Source organism: Paraburkholderia sediminicola, assembly GCF_046030555.1.
In the GTDB taxonomy this organism is placed as follows: Bacteria; Pseudomonadota; Gammaproteobacteria; order Burkholderiales; family Burkholderiaceae; genus Paraburkholderia; species Paraburkholderia sediminicola_E.
In genome coordinates this window covers 67,162-92,901 of the sequence record NZ_JAQQCH010000027.1, presented here as the reverse complement: position 1 = coordinate 92,901, position 25,740 = coordinate 67,162, and the positions used below count along the sequence as shown (strand labels likewise).

The following is a 25,740-nucleotide window of genomic DNA, read 5'->3' as shown; positions in this document are numbered from 1 at the left end:
CAGTGGTGCATCTGGAATCTGTGTTCTCGCCCACTCCGCGTGAGTGACCAGGCAGTCATGCTTCCCGCCTCGCACTACGCGCTCGCCAGAAGAGTCCATCAGGAAACATGGGCTTCGTTTGGGCGCGTTGGGGCCATCGGCTTCGCCTCGGCGAAATGCCAACGGACTCCGTGTTTCGGAATCGTCGCCGACACAAAACATAGCCCGTATGACGTGCGACTGGCGCCGAAAACGGTAACCTGCCCTTTGACGTGCCGAGACCATCAAGTACGACAGAAAGCTTAGCGAATTGCCACGAGCAGCAAGCACGGCAGACGGCTTTGTGAAGTACCGCGCGCATCGAGTACGGCAAGGCGGCTTTGTGAGGCACCGCGCGCATCGAGTACGGCAGGCGGCTTTGTGAGGTACTACTGGGCGAAAAAAGGCGGTGGGTGGTGAATGAAGCACCGCGACGGCGCGCGCAGCGCCGCCGGATGTATGACGGCCTTGTCACCGAGGCTGAAGGTGCGAGAACACAGATTCCAGATGCACCACTACCGTGGCTGCGCGCGGGACCCGCTTAAGAATTAGCGGTGTGAGCCGCTTTCTTTGCTTACTTTCTTTGCGGTGGCAAAGAAAGTAAGTGCCTGCCCCGCACAGGGGCGAACGCTAATAAACCACTAAGAAAACAAGGAAAGGCCAACGCCGCAGGCAATCAACCCCATCGCCAAAGGCAAAAAAACCCACCTTCAGGCATCCGCCCCCCCCAAAGCCCGCGACTCATCAGCAGCATCGCCATCATCACGCGCATCATTGCCATACTCAACGAGACGGTTATAAAGCGTCTTCAAACTAATCCCAAGGATCTCAGCAGCGCGCGTCTTCACGCCACCACATTGCTCGAGCGTAGCCAGAATCAACTGACGGTCCGCTTCGGCAAGCGAAGTGCCAAACGGAATCGTAATCGCCGTGCCGGCGGCCGGCTTCGACAACGTGATCTGCAACGGCACCGTCGCCGTGCTGTCCGAATCCGTACCCGACATGATGTGCGCGCGCTGCACGTAATTCTTCAGTTCACGCACATTGCCCGGCCACGGATACGACATCAGCATTTCCTTCACAGCGGGCGGGAAATGCTTCTTCGTACTGTGACGCTCATTGAGATCGTCGAGGAACGCTTGCGCGAGCAGATCGACGTCCTTACCCCGGTCGCGCAACGGCGGCAGACTGATCGGAAACACATTCAGACGGTGGTACAAGTCGAGCCGCAACTTGCCTTCCAGCACCGCCTGCTCAGGATCGCGGTTAGTAGCCGCGATCAGGCGCACGTCCGTTTCAATTTCCTTAGTCGTGCCGACCCGCATGAACATGCCGGTTTCCAGCACGCGCAGCAGTTTCACCTGCAACTCGATCGGCATTTCAGTGATTTCGTCGAGGAACAGCGTGCCGCCGTTCGCGCGTTCGAAATAGCCTTTGTGTTGACGGTCCGCGCCGGTGAACGAGCCGCGCTCGTGGCCAAACATTTCCGATTCGATCAGATTCGGCGAGATCGCGCCGCAGTTCACCGCGAGAAACGCATGCTTGCGGCGCAAGCTGAGCTGGTGCAGCGTCTGGGCGGCGACTTCCTTGCCGGTACCGGACTCGCCCACCAGCATGACCGAGGCCGCCGTCGGCGCAACACGGCCGATCTGGTCGTAGACCTCCTGCATGGCGGGTGAATTGCCAAGCATCAAGCCAAAACGGCCCATGCGGCGCAACTCGCCGCGCAAGGTGCCGATTTCCGCCTTCAGGTCGCCAGCGCGCGGCAGGCGCGACAGGATCGCCTTCACGCGCTGCATGTTGATCGGCTTCACCAGATAGTCGGTAGCGCCCATTTTCAGCGCATTGACCGCCGACTCCACCGTGGCGTGGCCGGTAATCACGATCACCTCCACGCCGGAGCGCGGATCGAGATCTTCAAACAGATCGACCCCACTGCCGTCAGGCAGCTTCAGGTCGGTAAAGACCACGTCCGGCATCTGCCGGACCAGTTGAATGCGCGCTTCGCGCAAATCGCCCGCAGTGGCGGTAGTCAAACCGTCTTCCCCGATGATGGCGGCAAGCGCCTCGCGGGTACCGGCATCGTCATCGACAATCAGTACGTGTGGCATCGCGTCTCGAGAGCCCGAAAGCGTGAATGAGGGAACATTTAACACCGTATGCTGGACAGCCAGCCGACGGCTTGCCGCTGCGCCGCGTATGCGTTCAGATGTGAGCACACGCTAACCTTTCATAGCAGCGCCGAACCTTCGACTTGATTCAATATCGCAACAATCTGCGGGGAAACCCCGCCACAAGGCGCGACATTGTTGTCTATTTACCTATTATACGGCTTTATCGAGACAAATCTGTAATGTGGCCAGACGCCGCATCCCGAAGCGGCACGCAGACGAAGGCGGCGCGCGCAGGCGTCCTCAAGCGCGGTACTCAACTGCGCGGAAACGGCCACGCGCCTTCTTTTCCATTGGGATGCGCCGAGCCATTTGCGCCGTGCGCGGTATCTGGCGTAGACGCGACGGCACTCGCGGCGGTCACGCTGCCGGCCGGCGTAGGCGGCGTTGCCACCGTGCCGCCCTCGTCTTCCCAGCGGCTCAGCTCACGTGCCACCGGAATCTGCGCGGCACGGTTTCGCTGCACATAGCGCAAAGCCAGAAAGCCGCCCAGCGCCATCAGCGCGCCAAAAATACCAATTTTGGGTCGTCCCATCACGAACTCCTTGTTATCGTCAGACGGATTGGTGTCGAGCACGGCGCGTTAGCGCGCGCTCAAAACGCCAAGCAGAAAGCCGGCGCCCGCGGCAATACCGATCGAGCGCCACGGGTTGTGCCGCACGTAGCGTTCGGTATTGACCGTCGCGACCCGATAGCGTCGCTGCGCGTTCTGCTGCGCATCGCCGAGCGCCGATTGCAGCGTTTCGACATGCGCGCCCAGCCGGTCGCGCAGCGCGTCGACGCCCTCGCCCGGCACATTGGCGGCAAGTCGCAGCATCTCTTCCGAGTCCGTCAGCAGTACCCTCAGATCCTCGACAATCTTCTGACCGCCGAGTGCAAGCTGTTGCGTGGTGTCAGTCATCATTCACTCCTATGTCTGAATTCGGTATTTGCGCATTGTTTGAGCCTTATTCCCGGCGCGTCGAGATCAATCGACAACCCGCATCCGTTGCCGGCGCGCTTTGAACCGAGTCGCTCAAAAAGCATTCGCGTGTCGGAGGAACAACGCAAACGTCGTGCCCGGTAAATTTGCCGCCCTCATTCGATGCCGGCACGGATTAAGGCATTTTCGACCGCTGGGCTATTTCGCCGACCGTCACATGGATTGCCGGAAGTCGCGCCAAAGTGGTTAAATCGAATTTCTGTGAGATAGTGGCCGCATGGGTCCGTCTTGCTCCAAGGCCTGCGCGCCGCAACACCGAACCCCATTTGCACAGGATTCCCCGTTTATGGCGTCAATCGATCTGGACTCGCCCACCGTCACCACCGGCGGCAATGCTCCGGCACAAGCGAAGCAGCGCGTCGCGGACGGCATCGCGGGACTGAAATCGTACGGGCTGCTGTATGGCTCATCGCCGGTGATGCTCGATCTGTACGAACAGATCGAACGCGTCGCCAGCACTGACGCGACCGCGCTGATCATCGGCGAATCCGGCACCGGCAAGGAACTGATTGCCCGCACGATTCACGATCAAAGCAGCCGCAAGGACGCGCCGTTTGTTGCCGTGAACTGCGGCGCGATTCCCGACGAACTCATTGAAGCCGAATTGTTCGGCCACGAAAAAGGCAGCTTCACCGGCGCGGTCCAGGGCCGCATTGGCTACTTCGAACATGCGAACGGCGGCACGCTGTTTCTCGACGAAATCACGGAAATGGCGCCCGTGCGCCAGGTCAAGCTCTTGCGCGCGCTCGAGACCGGCACGTTTTTCCGGGTCGGCGGCAACGAACTGATTCGCGGCGACGTGCGCGTGATCGCAGCGACCAATCGCGACCCCGCGGTAGCCGTGAAGGAAAATGGCCTGCGCGAAGACCTGATGTACCGGCTTGCCGTTTTTCCATTGCGCGCGCCGCCGTTGCGCGAGCGTGAGAGCGATCGCGAACTGCTCGCGCAACACTTCCTCGCCTTGCTGAACCAGCAGGAAAGCGCAAGCAAGAGCTTCAGCAAACGGTCGATCGAAACACTGCGAACCTGGTCGTGGCCGGGCAACGTGCGCGAGCTGAAGAACGCGGTGTATCGCGCGTTCATTCTCGCGGAGAAGACGGTCGAGCTGCCGCACCCGCATCTCGCGTCGCGCGTGAAAAAGCCTGTGACCCAAGGCGACGCGATGAGCGTGTGGATCGGCACTCCGCTCGCCGATGCGCAAAAGCAGATCATTCTCGGCACGCTCAAATACTGCGGCGGTGACAAGCGGCGCGCCGCCAAAGCGCTCGGCGTGAGTCTGAAAACGCTGTACAACCGCTTGAGTGTGTACGGCGGTGACGAAGGCGCTGAAGAAGAAAACGAGCAATAAGCCGTGCCAGGCACTCATGCGGCTCGCCCGCGTGAGCCTGTGTTTTTGACGCTCACCCTCTACTTTTTACATCGCTCTTGGCCGCCTGCTTTGCATCCCCTCGCTGCTGAAACGTCCGTTTCTGCACACCAGTCATCTCATAATTAATCCCTTCGCACCCCCAATCAAATCGGCGCCGGCCAAGCAGAAACTGATTTGACTCGCACCATCTTTTGCAATTGCTTGCACTTTCCCACTGCCAATTACAAATGGCATCCTGCAAAATGCGGCAGCGCATAGTGCAGCAATGAGAAAGACGTGCCGCTCGTTTACACATCTGCTTCGCGTGAACGAAAGGCAGTCGCAGGAGCAGAGACAGGGAAATGCAAAAAAGTATGGTGTGGGCCAAATGGGCAAAGCAAACAGCCAACGCGGCTAAAGCAGTCAAACGCGGACGTCCGAATGCAACGGCGCTCGCCGCGTTGGCCGTGGCGATCACGTCGGCGTTGAGCGGATGTAGTTCGCTCTATTCGGAAGGCGCCACCGCCGGCGCCGGTATCGCAGGCGCCGCGCTCGCGGCCAAGGTCACCAGCAATGCGGCAGTCGCTACCGGCATCGGTCTCGGCGCGCTGGCCGCGGCGCGCGCCGGCGTGCAGTACTCGGAGCGCGTGGTGCACACGAATACACAGGACGGCATCGCCAAAATTGCCGGGCCGCTCGAAGTCGGCGCGATCGCACCGTGGAGCGTGACGCACTCGGTGCCGATCGAAGACGACGAACACGGCCGCGTAACCGTTAGCCGCACGATTAGCGCCGGCGCGCTCGACTGCAAGGAAATCGTCTTCTCGGTCGATCAGACCGCCACCAAGAATGTGCCGGCGAGCAGCGCGTTCTACGTCGCGTCGATCTGCCGTGACGGCGACAACTGGAAATGGGCCTCGGCCGAACCTGCAACCGAACGCTGGGGCGCGTTGCAATGAGGGCGCTGTCACCTCCACGCACCCGGAATGAACACGCGCTGTCCGGGCGATGCCTCGCCGATGATGCGCGTGCCGCCCTGGTCCCGCGCACCTCTGCTGCAGCGCTTTCAGGCAACCGGCTGCGGCTCGTGCTGGCTGGTGCGATCTGCGTCGGCGCCAGCCTGCTGACGAGCGGCTGCTCGTCGGTCGGCGCGGCGAGCGGCGCCGCAGCCGGTGTCGCGTCAGGCCTTGTGACGTCCAACCCGGCAGTCGGCATCGGTGTCGGTATCGCCGTCCAGGCCGCGACCGACGAAGCCGTCGGCCGCTATATGCGCAACATGCATACCGATCAGCAGAACATGATCGCGGCGTTGGCGGGTGCAATGCCGGTCGGCGAGACGCGGCCTTGGGCAGTCAAGCACACGCTACCGATCGAGAACGGCCACGGCCAGGTGCGCGTGACGCGCGCGTTCAGCTCCGCGCTCGCGCTGTGCAAGGATTTCGTGTTCTCGGTACAGGACGGCGACGGCCCGAACGCGCATGAAGCCTGGTACACGGCGAGCGCCTGCCAGCAGGACAAGGGCTGGAAGTGGGCGTCGGCGGAGCCAGCGGTCGAGCGCTGGGGCAATCTGCAATAAAAAAAGCGGCAGGTTCTCCCCTGCCGCTTTTTGCCTGAAGCCGTCTTGGCCAACGCGGGTTTAAGACTCCACGTCTTCCAGACTGAAAATTTCCGTCTGGTCGTTGTACGAGAAGATCTCGCCATAGCGGCCCCAGTTGATCACTGCGTCGAGCGTCTCTTCCGCGGCGCTGTCCGACAGAAAATCCTCGAGCTCCTGTTCGAAGCGCACGCGCGGCGCGCGATGCCCTGGCCGTTCGTTCAACACCTTCTTGATCCGCGCGGCGAGCGGCACATGGCGCAGCAGATGCTCGGCGAACATCATCTTGCGCTCCTGGGTACCGAATTCAGAGAACACACGGGCTGGCGGCGTCAGGAAAATATCGCCTTCGCGCACGTCGGCGAAGCCCAGGTGCTGCAACACTTCGGCGACCGGAAACAGATCGTCCACCTCCAGATGCAGCGAACGGGCGATTTCCGGCATGTCCGCGCGGCCATGGTACGGGGCGGCGGCCAGCGTTTCGATCAGACCGGCCATCAGGTTGGTCGACACATGCGGCAGCCAGCTATGCAGCTCGAGGCCCTTCTTGGTCTTTTCGTCGGTCTGACGCGCGGTCATCTTCGCGTAGATCTCGTCAACCAGACGACGGAACGCCGGGTCCAGACGGTTACGCGGATGCTTGAACGGCACCTTGATCTCGGCGATCACACGCCCCGGATTGGACGACAACACCAGAATCCGGTCGCACATGAACACCGCTTCCTCGATGTTGTGCGTAACGATCAGCACCGCCTTGATCGGCATGCGGCCTTGTGTCCACAGGTCGAGCAAGTCGGTACGCAGCGTTTCGGCGGTCAGCACGTCGAGCGCGGAGAACGGTTCGTCCATCAGCAGCAGCGTGGGGTCGACCACCAGCGCACGAGCAAAGCCGACGCGCTGACGCATGCCACCCGACAACTCGCGCGGATAAGCGTTTTCGAAACCGTCGAGACCGATCAGGTCGATTGCCGCGAGTGCGCGAGTGCGCCGCTCGCTCGCGCCCACACCCTGCGCTTCGAGACCCGCTTCCACGTTTTGCAGCACGGTCAACCACGGGAACAGCGCGAAGGTCTGGAACACCATCGCCACGCCCCTGGCCGGGCCGTCGAGCGGCTTGCCCATATACGTGACTTCGCCGTCGGTCGGCTCAATCAGACCGGCGATGATGCGCAGCAGCGTCGACTTGCCCGAGCCCGAGCGACCCAGCAAACCGACAATCTCGCCTTCGCGCAAAGAAAGATTCGCGTCGTCGAGGACGAGCAGTTCGCCCTGCGACTTGTTGAACCCGCGGCACACGTCCTTGACGCACAGGATCTCTTCGCCGAGGCGCGGCGGCTTCGGCGGGGTCTGGATCGGCGCGGCGGTCATAGCAGCTTTAGGATTTTGCATCGCGTTTAGCCTTTATTCTCAATCTAGCCGGAGCTTGGCTTCGGCATAGGCGTACATCGGACGCCACAGCAGGCGGTTGAACAGAGTCACGAACAGGGACATCACCGCGATGCCCAGAATGATCTTCGGATAGTCGCCCGCCGCGGTGGTCTGCGCGATATAGGCGCCGAGGCCATGCGCGGCGACTTTGGTGTCGCCCCACTGGACGAATTCCGCGACGATACTCGCGTTCCACGCACCGCCCGAGGCGGTGATCGCGCCCGTCACGTAGTACGGGAAAATGCCCGGCAGCATGATCTGGCGCCACCATTGCCAGCCGCGAATGTGGAAGTTCTTGGCCGCCTCGCGGTAGTCGTTCGGATACGAACTCGCGCCGGCAATCACGTTGAACAGGATATACCACTGGGTGCCGAGCACGATCAGCGGCGACAGCCAGATATCCGGGTTCAGATGAAAGCGCACGATGGCGATCACGAACACCGGGAACAGCAGGTTCGCAGGGAACGCGGCGAGGAACTGCGCAATTGGCTGCATCTTCTCCGCCAGCGCCGGCCGCAGGCCGATCAGCACACCGATCGGCACCCAGATCACCGAGGCGATTGCGATCAGCAGCACCACCCGCAGCAGCGTGATGAGCCCCAGGACGAACACGTGCCAGACTTCGTCGAGCGACACGCCAGTTCGCACGTAGGTGATCACGCGGAACACCACATAGACCGTGGTCACCAGCACCAGAATCGCCCAGGCAATATCTCCCAGGCGCGAGGACTTCTCGCGCTGCGGAATATGGAAGCGCGGGCCATGGAATACCGGCAACCGGAACGGCATACGCGCGGCCTTCGCAAACATCCAGCCGAGCGGCACCAGCAAGCGGTGAATCAGCCGGGTGCGGCGGATCAGGTCGAGCAGCCACGATTCCGGCGCATTGCCCGAGCTGGTGGTTTCCATGCGGAATTTGTCGGCCCATGCGACCAGCGGGCGGAACAGAAACTGGTCGTAGGCGAGAATCACGACCGTCATGGCGAGGATCACCCACCCGACCGCATGCAGGTTCTTATCGGAGATCGCCTGCGCAAGGTAGGCGCCGATACCCGGCAGCGTGATCGTATTGTTGCCGACCGTGATGGCTTCGGAAGCGACCACGAAGAACCAGCCGCCCGACATCGACATCATCATGTTCCAGATGAGGCCCGGCATCGAGAACGGCACTTCGAGTTTCCAGAAGCGTTGCCATGAAGTCAGATGAAAGCCGCGCGAGACTTCGTCCAGATCGCGCGGCACCGTGCGCAGCGACTGGTAGAAGCTGAATGTCATGTTCCACGCCTGGCTCGTGAAGATCGCGAAGATCGCCGCGAGCTCGGCACCGAGCACACGTCCTGGAAAGAGCGCGAGGAAGAACGTGACCGTAAACGAAATGTAGCCGAGCACCGGCACCGACTGCAGGATGTCGAGAATCGGCACCAGCACGAGGCCGGCGCGGCGGCTCTTGGCAGCCAGCGTGCCGTACACCAGCGTAAAGATCAGCGAGGCGACCATTGCCGCCAGCATGCGCAGCGTGGTGCGCATGGCGTACTCGGGCAGATTCGACGGGTCGAGCGAAATCGCCTGAGTCTTGAGCGTCGACATCGGCGCCAGGGTTTCGTGGAAACCGATCGCGGCCATCGCGATGATGCAGATGATCAGCGGAAAGGCGACGAAGTCCCAACGGTTGGGCAACACCCGCCATGCCGACGCATTGGCGGTGCGCTTCAGGTTGAAGCTGAAATCCATCAGACGCTCTCCCTATTCATACAGGCATTCAAACGCACGAGGGGGGCCGCGGCTTCGGCGCGGCAGTCTGAAGATCGGTCCGGAAAGCGGAAATCAGGCATGGCAAAAACGCATGTGCGCGGTAAATCGTTAGCGTTGGAGACACGTGACCCGGTGACGGATGTGTCCGCGGGCGAGCCGTCCGGGACCGCAACTGTCAAGCCGGGCTCCTGTCGCCGCAGGCGCCGCCCGAAGGCTGGCGGGCTTTCCTTGTTTTGGACGGCACGACACTACACCATCCTATGTTTCAGGCACAACCTTTCACGGCAAATAGCGGCAAATAGCGCTGAACGCCCCGGCAACGGCCTTCGCCAGCCGCGGCCCAAGGCGGTAAAGCGAGCCATCGACTCCCGTGCGCCAGCCACTTTTCCCGCCATCGCGATGACAGCCTGGGCTAGTTTCAAACACCCGGAAAACCCGCGCTGCCATTCAGAAAGCTGACACGTTGCCGTTAAGAATCGGATGGACGCGGTGGGCGCACTTCGCATTCCCGCAATAACGGTGGCGTCAAGCCCCATGACGGTTAAAATCAAGAGACGACGCACCTCTTTGCGGTTATGCCGGACCAGCGCGCGGCCCACACCGAGGGCGTATCGCCGGCCGCTTCCGCAGGGGCGAAACAGCGCCAGCGCGCTGCCACGAATGAGCTAGTTGCATGTCACAGCCAGACGGATCAGAGGGTCGATGAACAGGACAACCTTGCGCCAGGCAACCGGACCGATCAGCTTCGCGCTGATCGTGCTCGTTTGCTGGTTCGTGGCTGGCATGGTCGCGGACCGGATGGTACAGCAAGAGCTGGGCGCGGCCTTGCGCACGCAGCGGCAAATGTCCACGTCAATCGTCGACAACATGGCGGAGGTGATTGCCAGTGACCTCGCGATGTCTCGGGCCATCCCCGCAACCATGGCCGAAATGGACGTGATCCAGCACGCGCTGGTGCAATCCCAGAATTATGCCGCGAACAACGGAGCGACGGAACCCGCCCTACGCACCGCGTTGTTAAAAGACCCGCAGATGACCGCGGTGAGTGATTTCCTGCATGACGCGCAAGGCTTCTCCGGGCTCGACCAGGTCTGGCTCGTCAACGCCAACGGCATCTGCGTCGCATCGAGCAACTCCATCAATCACCCGCTCGGTGCGGAACACTCCTTCGTCGGCGTCGACATGCGCACGCGCGGCTACCTGACGAATGCCCTGCTCGGCGCGTTTTCGGAAGCCTATGGCGTCGGCCGCAATAGCGGCGAGCCTGGCATTTTCATCGCGGCGCCGGTGTACGGCGAAGGCCTGCTGGTCGGCGTGGTGGTGGCCAAGGTGGGGATCGCGCGACTGCGCCACTGGGTCGCGCATGCAGGTACCTTCGTCGCCGATGAAAACGGCGTCATTATCATGGCGCACAACAGCGAACTCGAAGGTCACGCGCTGCCGAACTCGCGCGTCGCGCAGATGAGCGCAGCCGAGCGCATGACCATCTATCGCCGCGAAATCCTCCCCGACATACGGATTCAGGTCGACCCGCAAGTGCGCGAACAGGCGCCCTGGGTGCCCACAAGCGTCGCCGGACAGCTGTTCGGCATGAGCGAGCAACCAGCGCCGGCGCTGTATCAGGCACGCAGCGGCTTGAATTCGGGGCTGTCGGCGCATCTGGTCGATCCGCTCGCGGCCTGGCCTGAACTGTTGCGCAATCACAAGCGCGATCATCTGCTGGTGTTTCTGACGCTGGCCGGCACCGTCGCGCTCGCGTGGGTCATCACCGTGTCGTACGTGCGCGAGCGGCGCCACCATCGCGCCACGCGCGATCTCGCCGAGCAATTGCAATCGGCCAACACCCTGCTCTCGGCCGAGGCGCGCCACGATGCGCTGACCGGCGCGCTGTCGCGGCGCTACTTCCTCGATCTGCTACGCCGCGAGATCGAACATGCGCATGCGGCCAACGAACCGCTGTGCATGGCAATCGCCGACCTCGACCACTTCAAGCAGATCAACGACCGCTTCGGCCATGCCGCCGGCGACCGCGCGCTCGAACATTTCGTCGACACCTGCCGCGCCGAGTTGCGTGGCTCCGATGCGGTTGGCCGGCTGGGCGGCGAAGAATTCGGCTTGCTGCTGCCGGCCACGGACCTGGCCGGCGGCCGCGAAGTCGTCGAGCGCTTGCGTCTGCGTCTGAAGGCGGTTCCTTCGCCGCAGTTGCCCGCCTCGGTGGGCTTGAGCGTGAGCATCGGCATCACCGAACTCTCGTCCGACGATCTGCCCGAACGCATCATGAGCCGCGCCGACACCGCGCTTTACGCAGCGAAGACAGGCGGCCGCGACCGCACCGAAGCGCTTCCGCCCGACGACACCGCGCCGCCCGCGCGAACGGTGGCCACCGCGTGGTGACGTCTGGTGAGTCCGGCTGATACCTGGCAGCGCGCCGGTCACCGCCGGCAATCCATGTCCATTCAGTGCAATCCGTGCCCCGGTGAGTCAGCTCACTGACGCAAAGCAAGTCCCGGCCTCGGGCGTCCCGTAACGAAGCAGGTATCATCGACCCTGACATTGAGGTTGCCGCTACCGCTTTAACGGGAGATTCGCATGAAGGGAAATTTGGTCATCGTCTGTCGCGATCACGATGCTGACGCATTCGATCATCTGCTGGCCGAATACGGCGCGTTCCAGACTCGCCTGTCGTCGACTGCGTGGTATCTGAAACTGGAAGTCGCGCCGGAACTGATTCAGGAAGAAATACTCGCGCGTCTTGGCAAGTACACCACGCACTACATCTTCGAAGCCGAAACGGTGACGTGGAATACGGTGGATGGTGACGCGGCGAATGCGTTGAACACGCTGTTTTCAGACTAGCGCATCGGGCCCGGGACGCCGTATTCCGAACATTGCGTCCGGACATCGCATTGCGGCACAGACATAGCGGGGCGGGCGCCTGCCGCCCTTGCCCCGCTCAGCTCAACCTACCAGACGCTTTCCGAGATCGCCTGGACCCGCGGGACCACTTCGAACGGAAAGCTCATCATGACCCGCAAGCCACGGCCGCCGTGGTTGCCAATCTCCCACTCCCCGCCCGCACGCCTCACCAGACGCTCGACGATCGCGAGCCCCAGCCCGCTATGGCCGTTGCCGCCGCGTGCCGGGTCGAGCCGGACGAACGGCCGGCTGGCATTGATCAGGTCCTGCGCGGCGATACCGCTGCCGTTATCGCTCACCGAAAGCGTGAAACCCTGTGCCGTGCGCGCCGTGGCGACGACGATCGGCGGCGCACCGTAAGCATGTGCGTTGTCCAGCAGGTTCGACAGGATCCGGTCGAGCGTCGCCGCGGGCAGCAGGAAACCAGGACCCGCGTTGAGTTCGGTCCGCACAGTGGGCGCACCGGCAGCAACCGCACGATAACTGCGGACCACGCGCTCGCATTGCGCGTCCACTTCGACCGCTTCGCTGCGATCGGCGCCGTCATGTGCGAACACCAGGAACTGTTCGACGATATGCGTCATTGAATCGACGTCACGCACGACACCGTCGCGCATCTTCACTTCTTCCATCATTTCGGCACGCAGCCGCAAGCGCGCCAGCGGCGTTTTCAGGTCATGCGCGACGCCGGCCAGCATCACGGCCCGGTCGTTTTCAGTACGTGCCACTTCCTGAACCATCTGGTTGAAGCCGTGCGTCAACTGCCGCAATTCGCGCGGACCGCGCTCGGGCACCGGAGGCACCGGCAAGCCGCGGCCGAAGCGCGCCACCGCCTGGGCGAGCGAGCGCAACGGCTGCTGCAGCGCCCACGCGGCAAAGAGCGCCGCCATTACCGCGAACGAGAAAATGATCGCGAGCCACAGCACCGTGCGATCAAGCGAACGGGGCGGGCGCAACGGCTGCACCGGCACCACGATCCAGCTGCGATCCGTCGTGGTGCGCACCCACAGCGTGGGCGGACGGCCTGGCTGACCGACCCGCACCTGAGTGCCGGCGGGCATGCGATCGCGCACGTCCTCGATAAAACGTTCGAGCGGCGGCGGCAGCGTGGCGATATCCGGCGGCACGTCAGCGCTCGTTGGATCGACCAGCCTGACGCGTGACGGCAAGGGCTGGTCCGGCGTACGGGCGACGTGCTGGCGCACCGCGTCGACGAGGAAGGTGGCTTCCTCGACTGCGTAGCGCGTTTGCAGCTGGCTGCGCTCGAGCCGCATCAGCGCATACCACGCGAAATGCGACAGCAGCAGCACCGCAATGACTAGCAGCGCGAGGCGCCCGAACAGCGAATCAATGGGCCGGCGCATGCTGTTCGCCATCCGGCACGAACACGTAGCCGCGTCCGCGCACCGTTTGAATGAAGCGCGGCGTGGACGGGTCGGTTTCGAGAATGCGACGCAAACGCCACACCTGTACATCGATACCGCGGTCGGTGCCGTCGTATTCCGGGCCATGCAGCAGTTCGAGCAGGCGCTCACGGGTGAGCGTGCGCATGGGGTGATTGACGAAAATCTTCAGCAGCGCAAATTCGCTGCCCGACAGCGTAAGCGGCTTGTCTTCGAGATGCAGCGTGCGCGACTGGAAATCCAGCGTGAAGCGGCCGAAGTTGAACGGCTCGCGCTGCTCCGGCGCAGCCGCCGACGGCAGCGTGCGGCGCCGACGCAGTACCGCCTGCACGCGTGCCAATAGTTCGCGCGGATTGAACGGCTTGCCGAGATAGTCGTCCGCGCCGAGTTCGAGCCCGACAATCCGGTCAACGTCATCAGCACGTGCGGTGAGCATGATCACGGGGATGTCGTCGCCCGACGCACGCAGCTTACGCAGCGCGGTCAGCCCGTCTACGCCGGGCATCATCAGGTCGAGCACGATCAGATCCGGACGCTCGCGTTCGAGCCTGCGCTCGAGCGTGCCCGCGTCGTGCAGCACCGAGACTTCGATGCCCTGACGGGCCAGATAGTCGCGCAGCAGATCACGCAATTCGACGTCGTCGTCAACAACAAGTATTTGAGTAGCCATGGCATGAAGTTTAACGCGCAGCAGGAAGGGTTTTCGATTTCAGACGGCCCGCAAGGGTTACCGGGTGTTACGGTGAAAGGCGTACGTAATGGCCCGTAATAGCGACATTAACCCACGTAACACAGCGCCGGGCGCAGTTCTCTACGCTGTGACTTACCGAATGCAGGCCGTCCACATTACCGGTTGCATCGTCGGCTATTCCATTACAGGGAGTCTTAAATGTCCACCAAAAAAATGTCGCGCGTTCTCGCCGTTGCCGCCACTGCCCTCGCCATCGGCGCGGGCGCTGCCTATGCCGCACAGCCCGCCGGTCACGACGGCCCCGGCGGCTGGCATGGCCACTTCATGAAGGAACTGACGCAACTGCATGATCAGTTGAAGCTGAACGCGGATCAGGAAAAGCAATGGCAGGCCGCGCTCGACACGATGAAGCAGAATCACGAAGCCATGCGTGCCAATCATGAGCAGATCAAGAACCAGATGAAGGCCGCGCAGCAGCAGCCGATCCTGGATCTGAACGCCATGGCTTCCGCGCACCAGCAAGTCGAGCAGAAAGATGCGCAGCTGCGTCAGCAAACCACGGACGCGTGGCTCAAGTTCTATAACGGTTTGAACGACCAGCAGAAGACCACCGTCAGCACCGCGCTGAAGCAGCGTTTTGCGAAGATGGAAGCGCGTCACGAGAAGATGCGCGAGCGCTGGGAGCATCGCAAGGGCGCGGCGCCGGCGGCGAATCAGTAATCGGTAGGACGTCGGTGGAAGGCGGCCTGCGCGGCCGTCGTCCGAATGCAAAAACGCCACGGAAGCGCTTCCGTGGCGTTTTTGTTTGCGTACAGCTTGCGCTTCAAGCTGGGGTGCTCGTTGCGCTAGCCGCTACTAAATAGCACCTCTGGCACCTGGCAGCTCCCAGATAGCACCGGCACCCATCAACCGTCGGCCGAGGAATGGAACCGCCGGTGATGGGCGCTTACCCGCACTTATCCGTTGAGCGGGCCGAGATCGAACAGCAGCACTTCAGCGTTCTGGCCCTTTTCGAGCATCACCCGATCAGTCTCGCTGAGCCTGGCGGCGTCGCCGGCCTGGAGCGCTTCGCCATTCACAGTCAGCGCGCCGCGCGCCACGTGCACATACGCCAGCCGGCCTTTCGGCAACGTGAAGGTAGCCTGTTCCGCGCCGTCGATCAGCGCCGCGTAGATCGAGGCATCCGCATGAATCGTGACGGAACCGTCCCGGCCGTCAGGCGAGGCGATCACGCGCAGACGCCCGCGCTTATCGGCATCGTCGAAGCGTTTTTCCTCGTAGCTGGGCTGGTCGCCCGCGCGTTGCGGGATCACCCAGATCTGCAGCAGGTGCGCCGCCTCGTCCTGCGATGCATTGAATTCGCTGTGCTGCACGCCCGTGCCGGCGCTCATGCGCTGCACGTCGCCGGGGCGGATGGTCGAGCCGTTGCCCATGCTGTCGCGGTGCGCGAGCGCACCTTCGAGCACATACGTGACGATTTCCATGTCGCGATGGCCGTGCGTGCCAAAGCCCTGCCCGCCGGCGATGCGGTCTTCGTTGATCACCCGCAGCGGTCCGAAATGCACGTGTTGCGGGTCGCGGTAGTCAGCAAACGAAAAGCTGTGATACGAGTCGAGCCAGCCGTGATTGGCGTGGCCGCGTTCGTCGGAACGGCGAATCTCGATCATGGGGTGTCTCCGGGAGAGTAAATAGCAATGCCCAGAATGTATGGGTGCGAAGCACGCTAAACAATCGGCAACGGTGCACCGGATCGTTTCATAAATCCGTGCAATCGTGCGGCGGTCGGGCGCGCGGCACTGCCTGAGCGGCGGCTGGCAGCCATTCTCTCAATACTGGCCACCTGTTTGCCGATCATGAACCTGAATGCGCGCGAATGGGCGCGCGCCAAAGGTATCTCTACCGCGCCCCGGCAACGTCGCGCATCCACAACGCATGCACCCCGCCACCGGCAGGCAGCGGCGTCCGGCACTGGCGCCCGGCCCTTGTTCGGGTAAAATACCGCCCTTTTCGAGACACGTGGACGCTCAAGCCGCGCCGGCGGCCCCGGCTGCCTGGGCCGCGACGGGGCAGCCACGGGTTTCAGCGCCTCGCCAATTTCCCTCGATAACGCCGAAAAGACGTCGGCATGACCGAAGCGAACCCATACGCGGCGCGACAATTTTGACCGCCTAGAATAGCGACGGCCGGCCATGAGCCGGCGGTCGTCGAGATCGGCACACCACGACGATCAGTTTGATCCAGGAGAAACATGAAGAAGGCCGCACTGTGCGTGGCGCTCGCCGTCATGGCCACCAGCGCGATGGCGAAAGAATGGAAAACCGTGCGCATCGGGGTAGACGCCAGCTATCCGCCGTTCGAATCGACGGCGGCCAGCGGCCAGGTCGTCGGCTTCGACGTCGATTTGACGAAGGCGCTGTGCGCGAAAATGAACGTCAAGTGCGTGTGGGTCGAGCAGGATCTGGACGGGATCATCCCGGCGTTGAAAGGTAAGAAGTTCGACGCGATCGTGTCGTCGCTGACCGTCACGGACAAGCGCCGCGAGCAGATCGACTTCTCCGACAAGCTGTTCGATGCGCCGGCCCGCATGATCGCCAAAGCCGGCTCCCCGCTGCTGCCCACGGCTGAATCGCTGAAGGGCAAGCATGTCGGCGTCGAGCAGGGTTCGACTCAGGAGGCCTACGCCAAGGCGTATTGGCAGCCCCAAGGCGTGACCGTGGTGTCCTATCAGAACCAGGATCAGGTGTATGCCGACATCGCGTCAGGTCGTCTCGACGCCGCGTTGCAGGACGAATTGCAAGCCGACGCCGGGTTCCTGCAGACGCCGCGCGGTAAAGGCTTCGCCTGGGCCGGCCCGGAAGTGAAAGACCCAAAGACAATCGGTGAAGGCACGGCCATTGGCCTGCGCAAGGATGACGTCGAGCTGAAAGCGATGTTCAACCAGGCGTTGGCGCAAGTGCACCAGGACGGTACGTTCAGGAAGCTCGAGAAGCAGTACTTCGACGTCGATATTTATCCTGGTCGTTGAGATGGTCACTAACTCGGGGCTCGCCCGCATGGGCTTTCCCGAGGCTTCGTAATACAGTCGCAAGAGATTCAAAAGCAGCTTCAACCCCGATTCAGAACGAGAGTCGACAAGCGCGCTGCAAGACTGGCAACGGTCATGCAGTCATGATTTGCACAGCGGTGCGCTGTGCGCCGCAGGAAACGGCGAGCTCAGGCTCGCGGCAAACGCGGCGCAGAGCTGGCCGCGTCTTTCGCGGTGCGCCACAAGCGCATCGTCAAGGACCCCATATGTTCCTTCAAGGCTACGGCCCGCTGCTTCTTAACGGCACCTGGCAAACCGTCAAACTGGCGGTGTTGTCGCTGGCGTTCGCTTTTGTGCTGGGCCTGCTCGGCGCGGCGGCGAAACTGTCGAAGAATCGCTTTACCTATAGTGTCGGCACTGTCTACACGACGCTCGTGCGCGGCGTGCCCGACCTGGTGCTGATGCTGCTGCTGTTCTACAGCATCCAGATCTGGCTGAACAACCTGACCGATCTGCTCGGCTGGGACCAGATTGATATCGACCCGTTCGTGGCCGGTGTCGCGGTGCTGGGTTTCATCTACGGCGCGTACTTCACCGAGACTTTCCGCGGCGCGTTTCTCGCGGTGCCGCGCGGCCAGCTCGAAGCGGGCTCGGCCTACGGCATGAGCAGCTGGCAGGTGTTCTCGCGGATCATGTTCCCGCAGATGATGCGCTTCGCGCTGCCTGGCATCGGCAATAACTGGCAGGTGATGGTGAAAGCCACGGCGCTGGTGTCGATCATCGGTCTCGCGGATGTGGTCAAAGCCTCGCAAGACGCGGGCAAGGGCACGTTGCGGTTCTTCTTCTTCACCCTGCTCGCAGGGGCGATCTATCTCGTCATCACCACAGTGTCCAACTTCGTGCTGATGTACCTCGAAAAGCGTTACTCGACCGGCGTACGAAAGGCGGATCTATGATCGAGATCATTCAGGAATACTGGCGCAACTATCTTTATAGCGACGGCTACCGCCTCACCGGCGTCGTGATCACGCTGTGGCTGCTGGTGGTGTCGATCGGACTCGGCTTCTGCCTCTCGATCCCCCTCGCGGTCGCGCGCGTGTCGAAGAAGAAGTGGCTGGCCGGCCTGGTGTGGCTGTATACGTATATCTTTCGCGGCACGCCGCTCTATGTGCAACTGCTGCTCTGCTACACCGGCTTGTATAGCCTCGAGATCATCCGCAATCACGAGCTGACCAACGCGTTCTTCCGCGACGGCATGCATTGCACGCTGCTCGCGTTCACGCTGAACACCTGCGCGTACACCACCGAAATTTTCGCGGGCGCGATCAAGGCCACGCCGTATGGTGAAATCGAAGCGGCGCGCGCCTATGGCATGTCGTCGTTCACGCTGTACCGGCGCGTGATTCTGCCGTCGGCGCTGCGCCGCGCATTGCCGTACTACAGCAATGAAGTGATCCTGATGCTGCATGCCACCACCGTCGCGTTCACCGCGACCGTGCCGGACATTCTCAAGATCGCGCGCGACGTGAACTCGGCCACGTATCAGTCGTTCAATGCGTTCGGCCTCGCCGCCCTGCTCTATCTGTTTATTTCTTTTGCGCTCGTGTGGCTGTTCCGCCGCGCGGAGCGTCGCTGGCTCGCTTACCTGCGGCCGCAAGGCAAGTAATTAAGAAAGGGCACCGCGCCCCAAGCAAGTAAGCCCGCCAAGGATCCTGATGAACACCAAGAAGCAAAAGCTCTTCGTTGACGAGCTTCACAAACAGTACGGCGACAACGAAGTCCTCAAGGGCGTGTCGCTGAAGGCCAACGCCGGCGACGTTATCAGCGTGATCGGCTCGTCGGGCTCGGGCAAGAGCACGATGCTCCGCTGCATCAACTTCCTTGAACAGCCGAACTCCGGGCGCATCTTTGTCGACGGCGAAGAGGTCCGCACGCAGATCGCCAGGAACGGCGCCTTGCGCGTCTCCGATCCGAAACAGTTGCAGCGCGTGCGCACCAGGCTGTCGATGGTGTTCCAGCACTTCAACCTGTGGTCGCACATGAACGTGCTCGAGAACATCATCGAGGCACCGGTCAACGTGCTGGGTCTGAAGCGCAAGGAGGCCGAAGAGCGGGCGCGTGAGTATCTGGAGAAAGTGGGCCTCGCACCGCGCCTGGAGAAACAGTACCCGTCGCATCTGTCGGGCGGCCAGCAGCAACGCGTGGCGATCGCGCGTGCGCTGGCCATGCATCCCGATGTCATGCTGTTCGACGAACCGACTTCCGCACTCGATCCCGAGCTGGTCGGCGAAGTGCTCAAGGTCATGCAGACGCTTGCCGAAGAAGGCCGCACGATGATCGTCGTCACCCATGAGATGGCGTTCGCGCGCAACGTGTCGAATCACGTGATGTTCCTGCATCAAGGCCGCGTCGAAGAAGAAGGTCATCCGGACGAAGTCTTCAGGAACACGAAGAGCGAACGGCTCAAACAATTCCTTTCCGGCAGCCTCAAATAAGACTGTCGTGTAACCTGGTATTTGGGTTGTAGTCAAAGTAGCATTACAAGGCGCTTACGAGCGCCTTTTTTACTTCGCTCACCTGTGCATTCCGGCCGTTCTGGCCTCGAAAATGGGCTTGAACCACGCCCAAGGCGCCCTCTCCCCGCCTTACTCTGCCGCATTTGAAGCGTCAATAGTGGCAATCCTTAACGTTGTTCGTCCCAATCCGTGATTCCCTTACGGCATAAGGGTTTCCCGGCTTTTTTGGGACGTTGCGACGCTTCCTCGCGCACATTCGTATTGCAATTTGGAGACACCGGCCCAGGCCGGTACTAATTTCTTCTCCCAGCCAGGGGTATTTTTGATAAATTAGTAACCAAAGTAGCAAAACAAAGTTCATTAAAAGTAGTTTCACTTCAAAGCAACAGAGGAGAACCGGTCGGCGAGGGATCGGCATGACGCAAAGAATAGCCCGCTGAGGCTATCCGTCACGGCAGGAGACCCAATCCACCCGCTAATCTCCCTGGTACCGATTTCTGTTCGGCGCGCTTGCGTCCGAACACCATTCGCAGTACTGGGTTTCACTTTTTGACAGGGTATGGAGGAGAAGATGAAGAAAGCTTTGCTCGCCGCTGCGCTAATGACAGCCGGTGTAGTTGCTCACGCCCAAAGCAGCGTGACGCTGTACGGCCGCCTTGACGCTGGCCTGGAATACATGTCGGGCGTTCCGCAAGGCGTCGGTGCAAATGGTCAGGCAACTGGCAGCACGAACCGTTTCAAAGCAGAAAGCGGTGACTGGGGTACCAGCCTGTGGGGTATGAAGGGCGTTGAGGACATCGGTGGCGGTAACAAGGTCCTGTTCCAGTTGGAAGGCTCCTTCAACACGATGAACGGCACGGGCCCTGGCGGCGGCGGTCTCTTCAATCGTTGGGCGACGGTCGGTATGTCGAACGACGCATTCGGTACGCTGTTGTTGGGTCGCGAACTCTTCATCTCGAATGGCGTGTGGGACTTCGATCCGTTCGGTCAGTCGAACTGGTCGTCGGCGTCGCTGGTGCGTGGCCGCAACTGGCCGCAATCGAGCAACAACATTTCGTACCAGTCGCCGAAGGTCGCAGGCTTTGACTTCTACGGTCAATACGCCCTGTCGAATGCAACGAACTGGAACGGCAACGGCACGACCGCTCAAGGTCGCGAAGCTGGCGCACAGGTCACTTACACGAACTCGCTGTTCCAGGTTCGCGGCCTGTATGACGAAATTCGCAACCCGGGCAACGGTGTCCTGTACGGTCCGGCTGCCGCCACTCCGGCCAATGCGGCTAACATCTCCACCGGCATCTTCGCGGCATCGCGCGAATACTCGGCTCTCGTGAACGTGTTCCTCGGCCAGTTCAAGATTCAGGGCGCATTCCAGGCTGTCCGTTCGGCAGGTGCTACGGGCGTTCTGCCGGGCCAGCCGACCACCCTCGATCACGAATGGGGCGGTGTGACGTGGCAAGCAACGCCGGCTGCAGCACTGATCGCAGCGGTCTATCACGTCAACGGCAACAATGGCGCAGGCAATGCGACGATCTACACGATCGGCGGCTCGTACAACCTGTCCAAGCGCACGCTGCTGGATATCCAGATCGCTACGGCACGCAACAGCAAGAATGCCAACTTCGGCCTGAATGCTGACAATGCCGGCACGTCCACCGCAACGGACAACCCGCTGCCGGGTCACAGCCAGTCGGGTGTGTATGCAGGTATTCAACACTCGTTCTAATCGAACGGTGTGCCCCGAGGGGATTTCCTTCGGGGCGCTGTAACGAGTTCTTCAAGAGAATCTTTTTCACGCTGCTGCGAGAGGCGCGTATCGGTGCGATGTCCGAAAGGGTATCGCACCGTTTTTTATTTGTGCGCACAGTTTTGCCACCGCCCCGGCGCACCTGATCGGTGCGTGCGTGACGCGGGGGTCAATACCAGCGCTTTAACTCTGCGCTTCAACCGTACGAGTCGAGCCGCTCAAACCGCCGCTTCGTTCTCCTCGCCCGTGCGAATCCGGATCACACGCTCCACGTCCGCGACGAAAATCTTGCCGTCGCCGATCTTGCCGGTGCGCGCCGCGCCGATGATCGCGTCGATCACCTGATCGCACTGATTGTCCGCGACCACTACTTCGATCTTCACTTTCGGCAGAAAGTCGACCACATACTCTGCACCACGATAGAGCTCAGTGTGGCCTTTTTGCCGCCCGAAGCCTTTGACTTCAGTAACGGTCAACCCCGTGAGGCCGACTTCAGCGAGCGCCTCGCGCACTTCGTCGAGTTTGAACGGTTTGATGACTGCAGTGATGCGCTTCATGGCGGACCTCGTCTCGTGATTGGAAGGTTGAAAGGGAAATGGATGATTTTGATTCTACGCCGCGCTGGATGCGTTGCGGCATTCCGGCATTCCGGCGCGCGCTTCTGGGCTGCTTCGAGTAAGCCCGCAGCAGCCGTTCGCTTCTCACTGAACCGGTTCGGTGTAGCGCGATGTAATGGGATACCGCCAGTCGCGGCCGAACGCGCGATGCGTGACGCGAATGCCGATCGGCGCCTGACGGCGTTTGTACTCATTGATCTTGATGAGGCGCGTGACGCGTTTCACGTCGTCGACCGCGTAGCCGGCCGCGATGATTTCCGCCAGCGAGCGGTCCTCTTCCATGTACATGCGCATGATCGCGTCGAGCACTTCGTATGGCGGCAAGCTGTCCTGATCGGTCTGGTTATCGCGCAGTTCGGCCGACGGCGCGCGCGTCAGAATCCGCTCGGGGATCACGTCCTGCTTATCGAAGGTCGTGGCCTGGTTGCGGTAATGGCACAGCTTGTAGACCAGCGTCTTGGCGATATCCTTGATCACCGCGAAACCGCCGGCCATATCGCCGTAGAGCGTGCAGTAACCCACCGCCATCTCGCTCTTGTTGCCGGTGGTCAGCACGATCGAGCCGAACTTGTTCGACAAGGCCATCAGCAACGTGCCGCGGATGCGGGCCTGAATATTTTCTTCCGTAGCGTCTTCGGCGCGGCCCGCGAATTCTTCGGCCAGCGAGCCACGGAACGCGTCGAACATCGGCGCGATTGCGATTTCGTCGTAGCGTACGCCGACGCGGCGTGCCATCTCGGCGGCGTCGGTGGTTGAAATGTCCGCGGTATAGCGCGACGGCATCATCACCGCGCGCACGCGGTCGGCGCCCAGCGCGTCGCACGCAACAGCCAGCACCAGCGCCGAATCCACGCCGCCCGACAGGCCGATCAGCGCGCCCGGGAAGCCGTTCTTGTTGATGTAGTCGCGCACGCCCATCACGAGCGCGGCGTACACCTGCGCCTCCAAAGAGAGCTCTGGCGCGATCGCGCCGGCCAGCGGTTTGCCGCTGTCGAACTCGACGATCGCATTGCCCTCTTCGAACTGTGCCATCTTCGCGACGAGCTGACCTTCACCGTCTAGCACGAACGAGCCACCGTCGAACACCAGTTCGTCTTGCGCGCCAACCATGTTCACGTAGACCATGGGCAAGCCGGTCTCGCGAATCCGCGCGCGCAGAATGTCGAAGCGCACCGCTTCCTTGTTCAGGTGATACGGCGAGCCGTTCGGAATCAGCAGCACTTGCGCGCCCGCCGCCTTCGCCATTTGCGCGGCCGACGCGTGCCACGCGTCCTCGCAAATCACCACGCCGTACTTCACGCCGTCCAGTTCGAACACGAACGGCTTCGGGTCGGAAGCGAAGTAGCGCTTCTCGTCGAACACCTCGGTATTGGGCAAATCCTGCTTGCGATAGGTACCGACCACTTCCCCGTCGACGATCAGCGAGGCCGCGTTGAAGGTATCGACCGGCGGCACGCCGCGCTCAATCGGCGCGTTTGCATTACCATGGCCGTGCGCCGCGCTGTGCGCAACATCACGCAGCGGATGGCCGACGATCACGTGCAAGCCGGCGAAGGGCTTCAGTTCCGCGGCCAGATCGGCGAGTGCCGCGGCGCTCGCGGTGTAGAACGCGGGACGCAGCAACAGATCTTCGGGCGGATAGCCGGATAGCGCGAGTTCAGGCGCGATTAGCAGCTTCGCACCATCGTTGTGCGCGGCGCGCGCGGCAGCGACAATCTTCGCGACATTGCCGGCGAAGTCGCCGACGGTGACATTGATTTGGGCAAGAGCGATTCGGGTCTTCATGGCAGGATCGACAGGCAAGCCAGACGGCTTGCGAGTACCGCGGCTGGTTAGCTCGACGGCAACGGACAATCGGATAAACGAACGACGCATCGCTACAAGCCTGCGTCGCTCATTGGGAACAGTCACACAGATTGAACCAGGAACGCTTTGATTATCGCACGGGCATTCTGGCGTCGCCTTCCGAGGTGGATGCCGCTGAATGGAATGCCCTCCTCGCCCAGCAAGCGCAGCCCACGCCGTTTTTGCGGCACGAGTTTTTGAGCGCGCTGCACGCGACCCGATGCGCGGTTGCCGATACCGGCTGGGCGCCGCAATTCGTCACGCTCACCGACCCGCGCACCGACAAGCTCGTGGCGGCCGCGCCCGTGTATCTGAAGGGACACTCGTACGGCGAATACGTCTTCGATTGGGCTTGGGCCGACGCGTACAAACGCAACGGTCTGCCGTATTACCCGAAGCTGCTGTGCGCGGTGCCGTTCACACCGGTGCAAGGCAACCGGCTGTTATCGGCGGATACCCATGCGCTCCGGCATCTGGCCGCAACGCTGATGGCGTTCGCCGAGCAAGCCGACGTGTCGTCGCTGCATGTGCTGTTTCCGACCGAAACGGAAGGCGCTGCGCTGACCGAGATGGGCATGATGCAGCGCGAAGGCGTGCAGTTCCACTGGCTGAACGACGGTTATCGCGACTTCGACGATTTCCTCTCCACGCTCGAACAGAAAAAGCGCAAGAACATTCGTGCGGAGCGTCGCAAGGTCCAGGAGGCCGGCGTGACGATGCGCCGGATTCGCGGCGAAGATATCCAGGACGCCGACTGGCGATTCTTCAGCAAGTGTTATCGGCAAACCTACCGCGAACACTTTTCGAGTCCGTATCTGAACCTCGATTTCTTCCGGATGATCGGCGCGTCGATGCCGGAAAATCTGCTGCTGGTGATCGCCGAATACGAAGGCAAGCCGATCGCCAGCTCGCTCGTGGTCTACCAGCGCGACGGGAAAACCGGCGGCACGCTCTATGGCCGTTACTGGGGCGCTTTGGAACACGTGCCCTGCCTGCACTTCGAAACCGCGTACTATCAGCCGCTCGAATTCTGCATCGAAGAAAAGCTCGGGGCATTCGAAGGGGGCGCCCAGGGCGAGCACAAGATGGCACGCGGCTTTCTGCCGACTGTCACGCGCTCGGCGCATTGGCTCGCGCATCCGGCCTTCGCCGACGCGGTCGGCCACTTCCTCGACAACGAAAAGAACAGCATCCACGCGTATGTGGACGAGCTGCGCGAACACAACCCGTTCAAAGGCTAAAAGCGTACCCATGGCGTGGTTTCTGTATCTGCTCGAATGCTCGGACGGCAGCGTCTATACCGGCATTGCCACCGACGTGCAGGCGCGCTTCGACAAACACGTGAGCGGCGAGGGCGCGCGTTATACGCGTTCGCGCAAGCCGGTGCAGGTGCTGGCGTCGTTCGAGTTGGCGAACCGTTCGAGTGCATCAAGTGCGGAGTATTGGGTCAAGCGGTTGTCGCCTTCCGAAAAGCGGGCGCTGGCTGGGGGGCTGCGTACGCTCGAATCGGTGCTGCCGCTGCCTGAGCCTGAGCCTGAGCCCGTGGCCGTCGACGAAAAGGAAGAAGAAAGCGGCGCGTCCTGACTGCGCTTTGCGCACCTTCAAGGTATTCGCTCTTTTTAGCGGTTTGGCTTCCTGTCACGCATTCGCTTGCTCTAGCGCGTTGACCGTGGCGCTGCGCGCCATT

At 61.9% G+C, this 25,740-nt stretch carries 23 protein-coding genes; 13 read left to right on the top strand and 10 right to left on the bottom strand.

Features of this window, described 5'->3' with window-relative positions; translation table 11 throughout:
• Positions 1–728: 728 nt before the first annotated feature.
• The 3 genes from PQQ52_RS29325 to PQQ52_RS29315 form a co-directional block, all read right to left on the bottom strand.
• Positions 729–2,129, bottom strand: a complete 1,401-nt coding sequence (locus PQQ52_RS29325; protein WP_408219320.1) for a sigma-54-dependent transcriptional regulator — start codon at positions 2,127–2,129, stop codon at positions 729–731.
• 316 nt (positions 2,130–2,445) lie between these two features.
• A complete protein-coding gene (locus tag PQQ52_RS29320) occupies positions 2,446–2,724 on the bottom strand; it encodes a hypothetical protein (RefSeq protein ID WP_408219317.1) in 279 nt (92 codons plus the stop codon).
• Positions 2,725–2,772: 48 nt separating this feature from the next.
• The gene (locus PQQ52_RS29315) at positions 2,773–3,090 is read right to left on the bottom strand and encodes an ElaB/YgaM/YqjD family protein (protein WP_408219335.1); all 318 of its coding nucleotides are present in this window, start codon (positions 3,088–3,090) and stop codon (positions 2,773–2,775) included.
• Between the two features lie 367 nt (positions 3,091–3,457).
• Between PQQ52_RS29315 and PQQ52_RS29310 the strand changes: the two genes are divergently transcribed.
• The 3 genes from PQQ52_RS29310 (at position 3,458) to PQQ52_RS29300 (ending at position 6,095) form a co-directional block, all read left to right on the top strand.
• Positions 3,458–4,519, top strand: a complete 1,062-nt coding sequence (locus tag PQQ52_RS29310; RefSeq protein ID WP_408219315.1) for a sigma-54 interaction domain-containing protein — start codon at positions 3,458–3,460, stop codon at positions 4,517–4,519.
• A 362-nt stretch (positions 4,520–4,881) separates the two neighbouring features.
• Positions 4,882–5,478: a hypothetical protein gene (locus tag PQQ52_RS29305; protein WP_408219312.1), complete on the top strand. Its 597-nt coding sequence runs from the start codon at positions 4,882–4,884 to the stop codon at positions 5,476–5,478.
• The gene (locus PQQ52_RS29300) at positions 5,475–6,095 is read left to right on the top strand and encodes a hypothetical protein (protein WP_408219309.1); all 621 of its coding nucleotides are present in this window, start codon (positions 5,475–5,477) and stop codon (positions 6,093–6,095) included. The genes PQQ52_RS29305 and PQQ52_RS29300 overlap by 4 nt, the downstream gene beginning before the upstream one ends.
• Positions 6,096–6,155: 60 nt before the next feature.
• On the opposite strand, the gene PQQ52_RS29295 is transcribed toward PQQ52_RS29300, so the two are convergent.
• Together PQQ52_RS29295 and PQQ52_RS29290 are read right to left on the bottom strand one after the other, a co-directional pair.
• On the bottom strand, positions 6,156–7,502 hold the full coding sequence (locus PQQ52_RS29295) for an ABC transporter ATP-binding protein (protein ID WP_408219306.1): 1,347 nt from the start codon (positions 7,500–7,502) through the stop codon (positions 6,156–6,158).
• 18 nt (positions 7,503–7,520) lie between these two features.
• Entirely contained in the window at positions 7,521–9,272 is a 1,752-nt protein-coding gene (locus PQQ52_RS29290; RefSeq protein ID WP_408219303.1) for an ABC transporter permease, read from the bottom strand.
• 723 nt (positions 9,273–9,995) lie between these two features.
• Between PQQ52_RS29290 and PQQ52_RS29285 the strand changes: the two genes are divergently transcribed.
• Together PQQ52_RS29285 and PQQ52_RS29280 are read left to right on the top strand one after the other, a co-directional pair.
• A complete protein-coding gene (locus PQQ52_RS29285) occupies positions 9,996–11,687 on the top strand; it encodes a sensor domain-containing diguanylate cyclase (RefSeq protein WP_408219300.1) in 1,692 nt (563 codons plus the stop codon).
• Between the two features lie 195 nt (positions 11,688–11,882).
• On the top strand, positions 11,883–12,149 hold the full coding sequence (locus tag PQQ52_RS29280) for a hypothetical protein (RefSeq protein ID WP_408219297.1): 267 nt from the start codon (positions 11,883–11,885) through the stop codon (positions 12,147–12,149).
• A gap of 107 nt (positions 12,150–12,256) precedes the next feature.
• Here the strand turns inward: PQQ52_RS29280 and PQQ52_RS29275 are convergent, their stop codons facing one another.
• Both PQQ52_RS29275 and PQQ52_RS29270 read right to left on the bottom strand, forming a co-directional pair.
• Positions 12,257–13,573 carry an ATP-binding protein gene (locus tag PQQ52_RS29275; protein ID WP_408219294.1) on the bottom strand — a complete coding sequence of 439 codons (1,317 nt, stop codon included), beginning with the start codon at positions 13,571–13,573 and terminating at the stop codon, positions 12,257–12,259.
• On the bottom strand, positions 13,557–14,282 hold the full coding sequence (locus PQQ52_RS29270) for a response regulator (RefSeq protein ID WP_054035058.1): 726 nt from the start codon (positions 14,280–14,282) through the stop codon (positions 13,557–13,559). Before PQQ52_RS29270 ends, PQQ52_RS29275 begins: the two co-directional genes overlap by 17 nt.
• Before the next feature lie 219 nt (positions 14,283–14,501).
• Between PQQ52_RS29270 and PQQ52_RS29265 the strand changes: the two genes are divergently transcribed.
• Positions 14,502–15,023: a Spy/CpxP family protein refolding chaperone gene (locus PQQ52_RS29265; protein ID WP_408219291.1), complete on the top strand. Its 522-nt coding sequence runs from the start codon at positions 14,502–14,504 to the stop codon at positions 15,021–15,023.
• A gap of 236 nt (positions 15,024–15,259) precedes the next feature.
• Here the strand turns inward: PQQ52_RS29265 and PQQ52_RS29260 are convergent, their stop codons facing one another.
• Positions 15,260–15,970 (bottom strand): pirin family protein, encoded by a 711-nt coding sequence (locus PQQ52_RS29260; protein WP_408219288.1) that lies wholly within the window; start codon positions 15,968–15,970, stop codon positions 15,260–15,262.
• A gap of 581 nt (positions 15,971–16,551) precedes the next feature.
• On the opposite strand from PQQ52_RS29260, the gene PQQ52_RS29255 reads away from it, so the two are divergent.
• The 5 genes from PQQ52_RS29255 to PQQ52_RS29235 all read left to right on the top strand — a co-directional run bounded on the left by PQQ52_RS29255 (position 16,552) and on the right by PQQ52_RS29235 (position 21,570).
• A complete protein-coding gene (locus PQQ52_RS29255) occupies positions 16,552–17,328 on the top strand; it encodes an ABC transporter substrate-binding protein (RefSeq protein ID WP_408219285.1) in 777 nt (258 codons plus the stop codon).
• A 266-nt stretch (positions 17,329–17,594) separates the two neighbouring features.
• Positions 17,595–18,284 (top strand): ABC transporter permease, encoded by a 690-nt coding sequence (locus tag PQQ52_RS29250; RefSeq protein WP_408219282.1) that lies wholly within the window; start codon positions 17,595–17,597, stop codon positions 18,282–18,284.
• The gene (locus tag PQQ52_RS29245; RefSeq protein ID WP_408219279.1) at positions 18,281–18,994 is read left to right on the top strand and encodes an ABC transporter permease; all 714 of its coding nucleotides are present in this window, start codon (positions 18,281–18,283) and stop codon (positions 18,992–18,994) included. Before PQQ52_RS29250 ends, PQQ52_RS29245 begins: the two co-directional genes overlap by 4 nt.
• Before the next feature lie 49 nt (positions 18,995–19,043).
• Complete coding sequence (locus PQQ52_RS29240; protein ID WP_408219276.1) at positions 19,044–19,823, top strand: ABC transporter ATP-binding protein; 780 nt, start codon at positions 19,044–19,046, stop codon at positions 19,821–19,823.
• Between the two features lie 592 nt (positions 19,824–20,415).
• Positions 20,416–21,570, top strand: coding sequence for a porin (locus PQQ52_RS29235; protein WP_408219273.1), 1,155 nt, complete (start codon positions 20,416–20,418; stop codon positions 21,568–21,570).
• Between the two features lie 239 nt (positions 21,571–21,809).
• Here the strand turns inward: PQQ52_RS29235 and glnK are convergent, their stop codons facing one another.
• Positions 21,810–22,148 carry a P-II family nitrogen regulator gene (gene glnK / locus PQQ52_RS29230; RefSeq protein WP_006048444.1) on the bottom strand — a complete coding sequence of 113 codons (339 nt, stop codon included), beginning with the start codon at positions 22,146–22,148 and terminating at the stop codon, positions 21,810–21,812.
• A gap of 144 nt (positions 22,149–22,292) precedes the next feature.
• On the bottom strand, positions 22,293–23,993 hold the full coding sequence (locus PQQ52_RS29225) for an NAD+ synthase (protein ID WP_408219271.1): 1,701 nt from the start codon (positions 23,991–23,993) through the stop codon (positions 22,293–22,295).
• A 131-nt stretch (positions 23,994–24,124) separates the two neighbouring features.
• On the opposite strand from PQQ52_RS29225, the gene PQQ52_RS29220 reads away from it, so the two are divergent.
• The gene (locus PQQ52_RS29220) at positions 24,125–25,294 is read left to right on the top strand and encodes a GNAT family N-acetyltransferase (protein ID WP_408219268.1); all 1,170 of its coding nucleotides are present in this window, start codon (positions 24,125–24,127) and stop codon (positions 25,292–25,294) included.
• A gap of 10 nt (positions 25,295–25,304) precedes the next feature.
• Complete coding sequence (locus PQQ52_RS29215; protein ID WP_408219266.1) at positions 25,305–25,637, top strand: GIY-YIG nuclease family protein; 333 nt, start codon at positions 25,305–25,307, stop codon at positions 25,635–25,637.
• Positions 25,638–25,740: the final 103 nt, after the last annotated feature.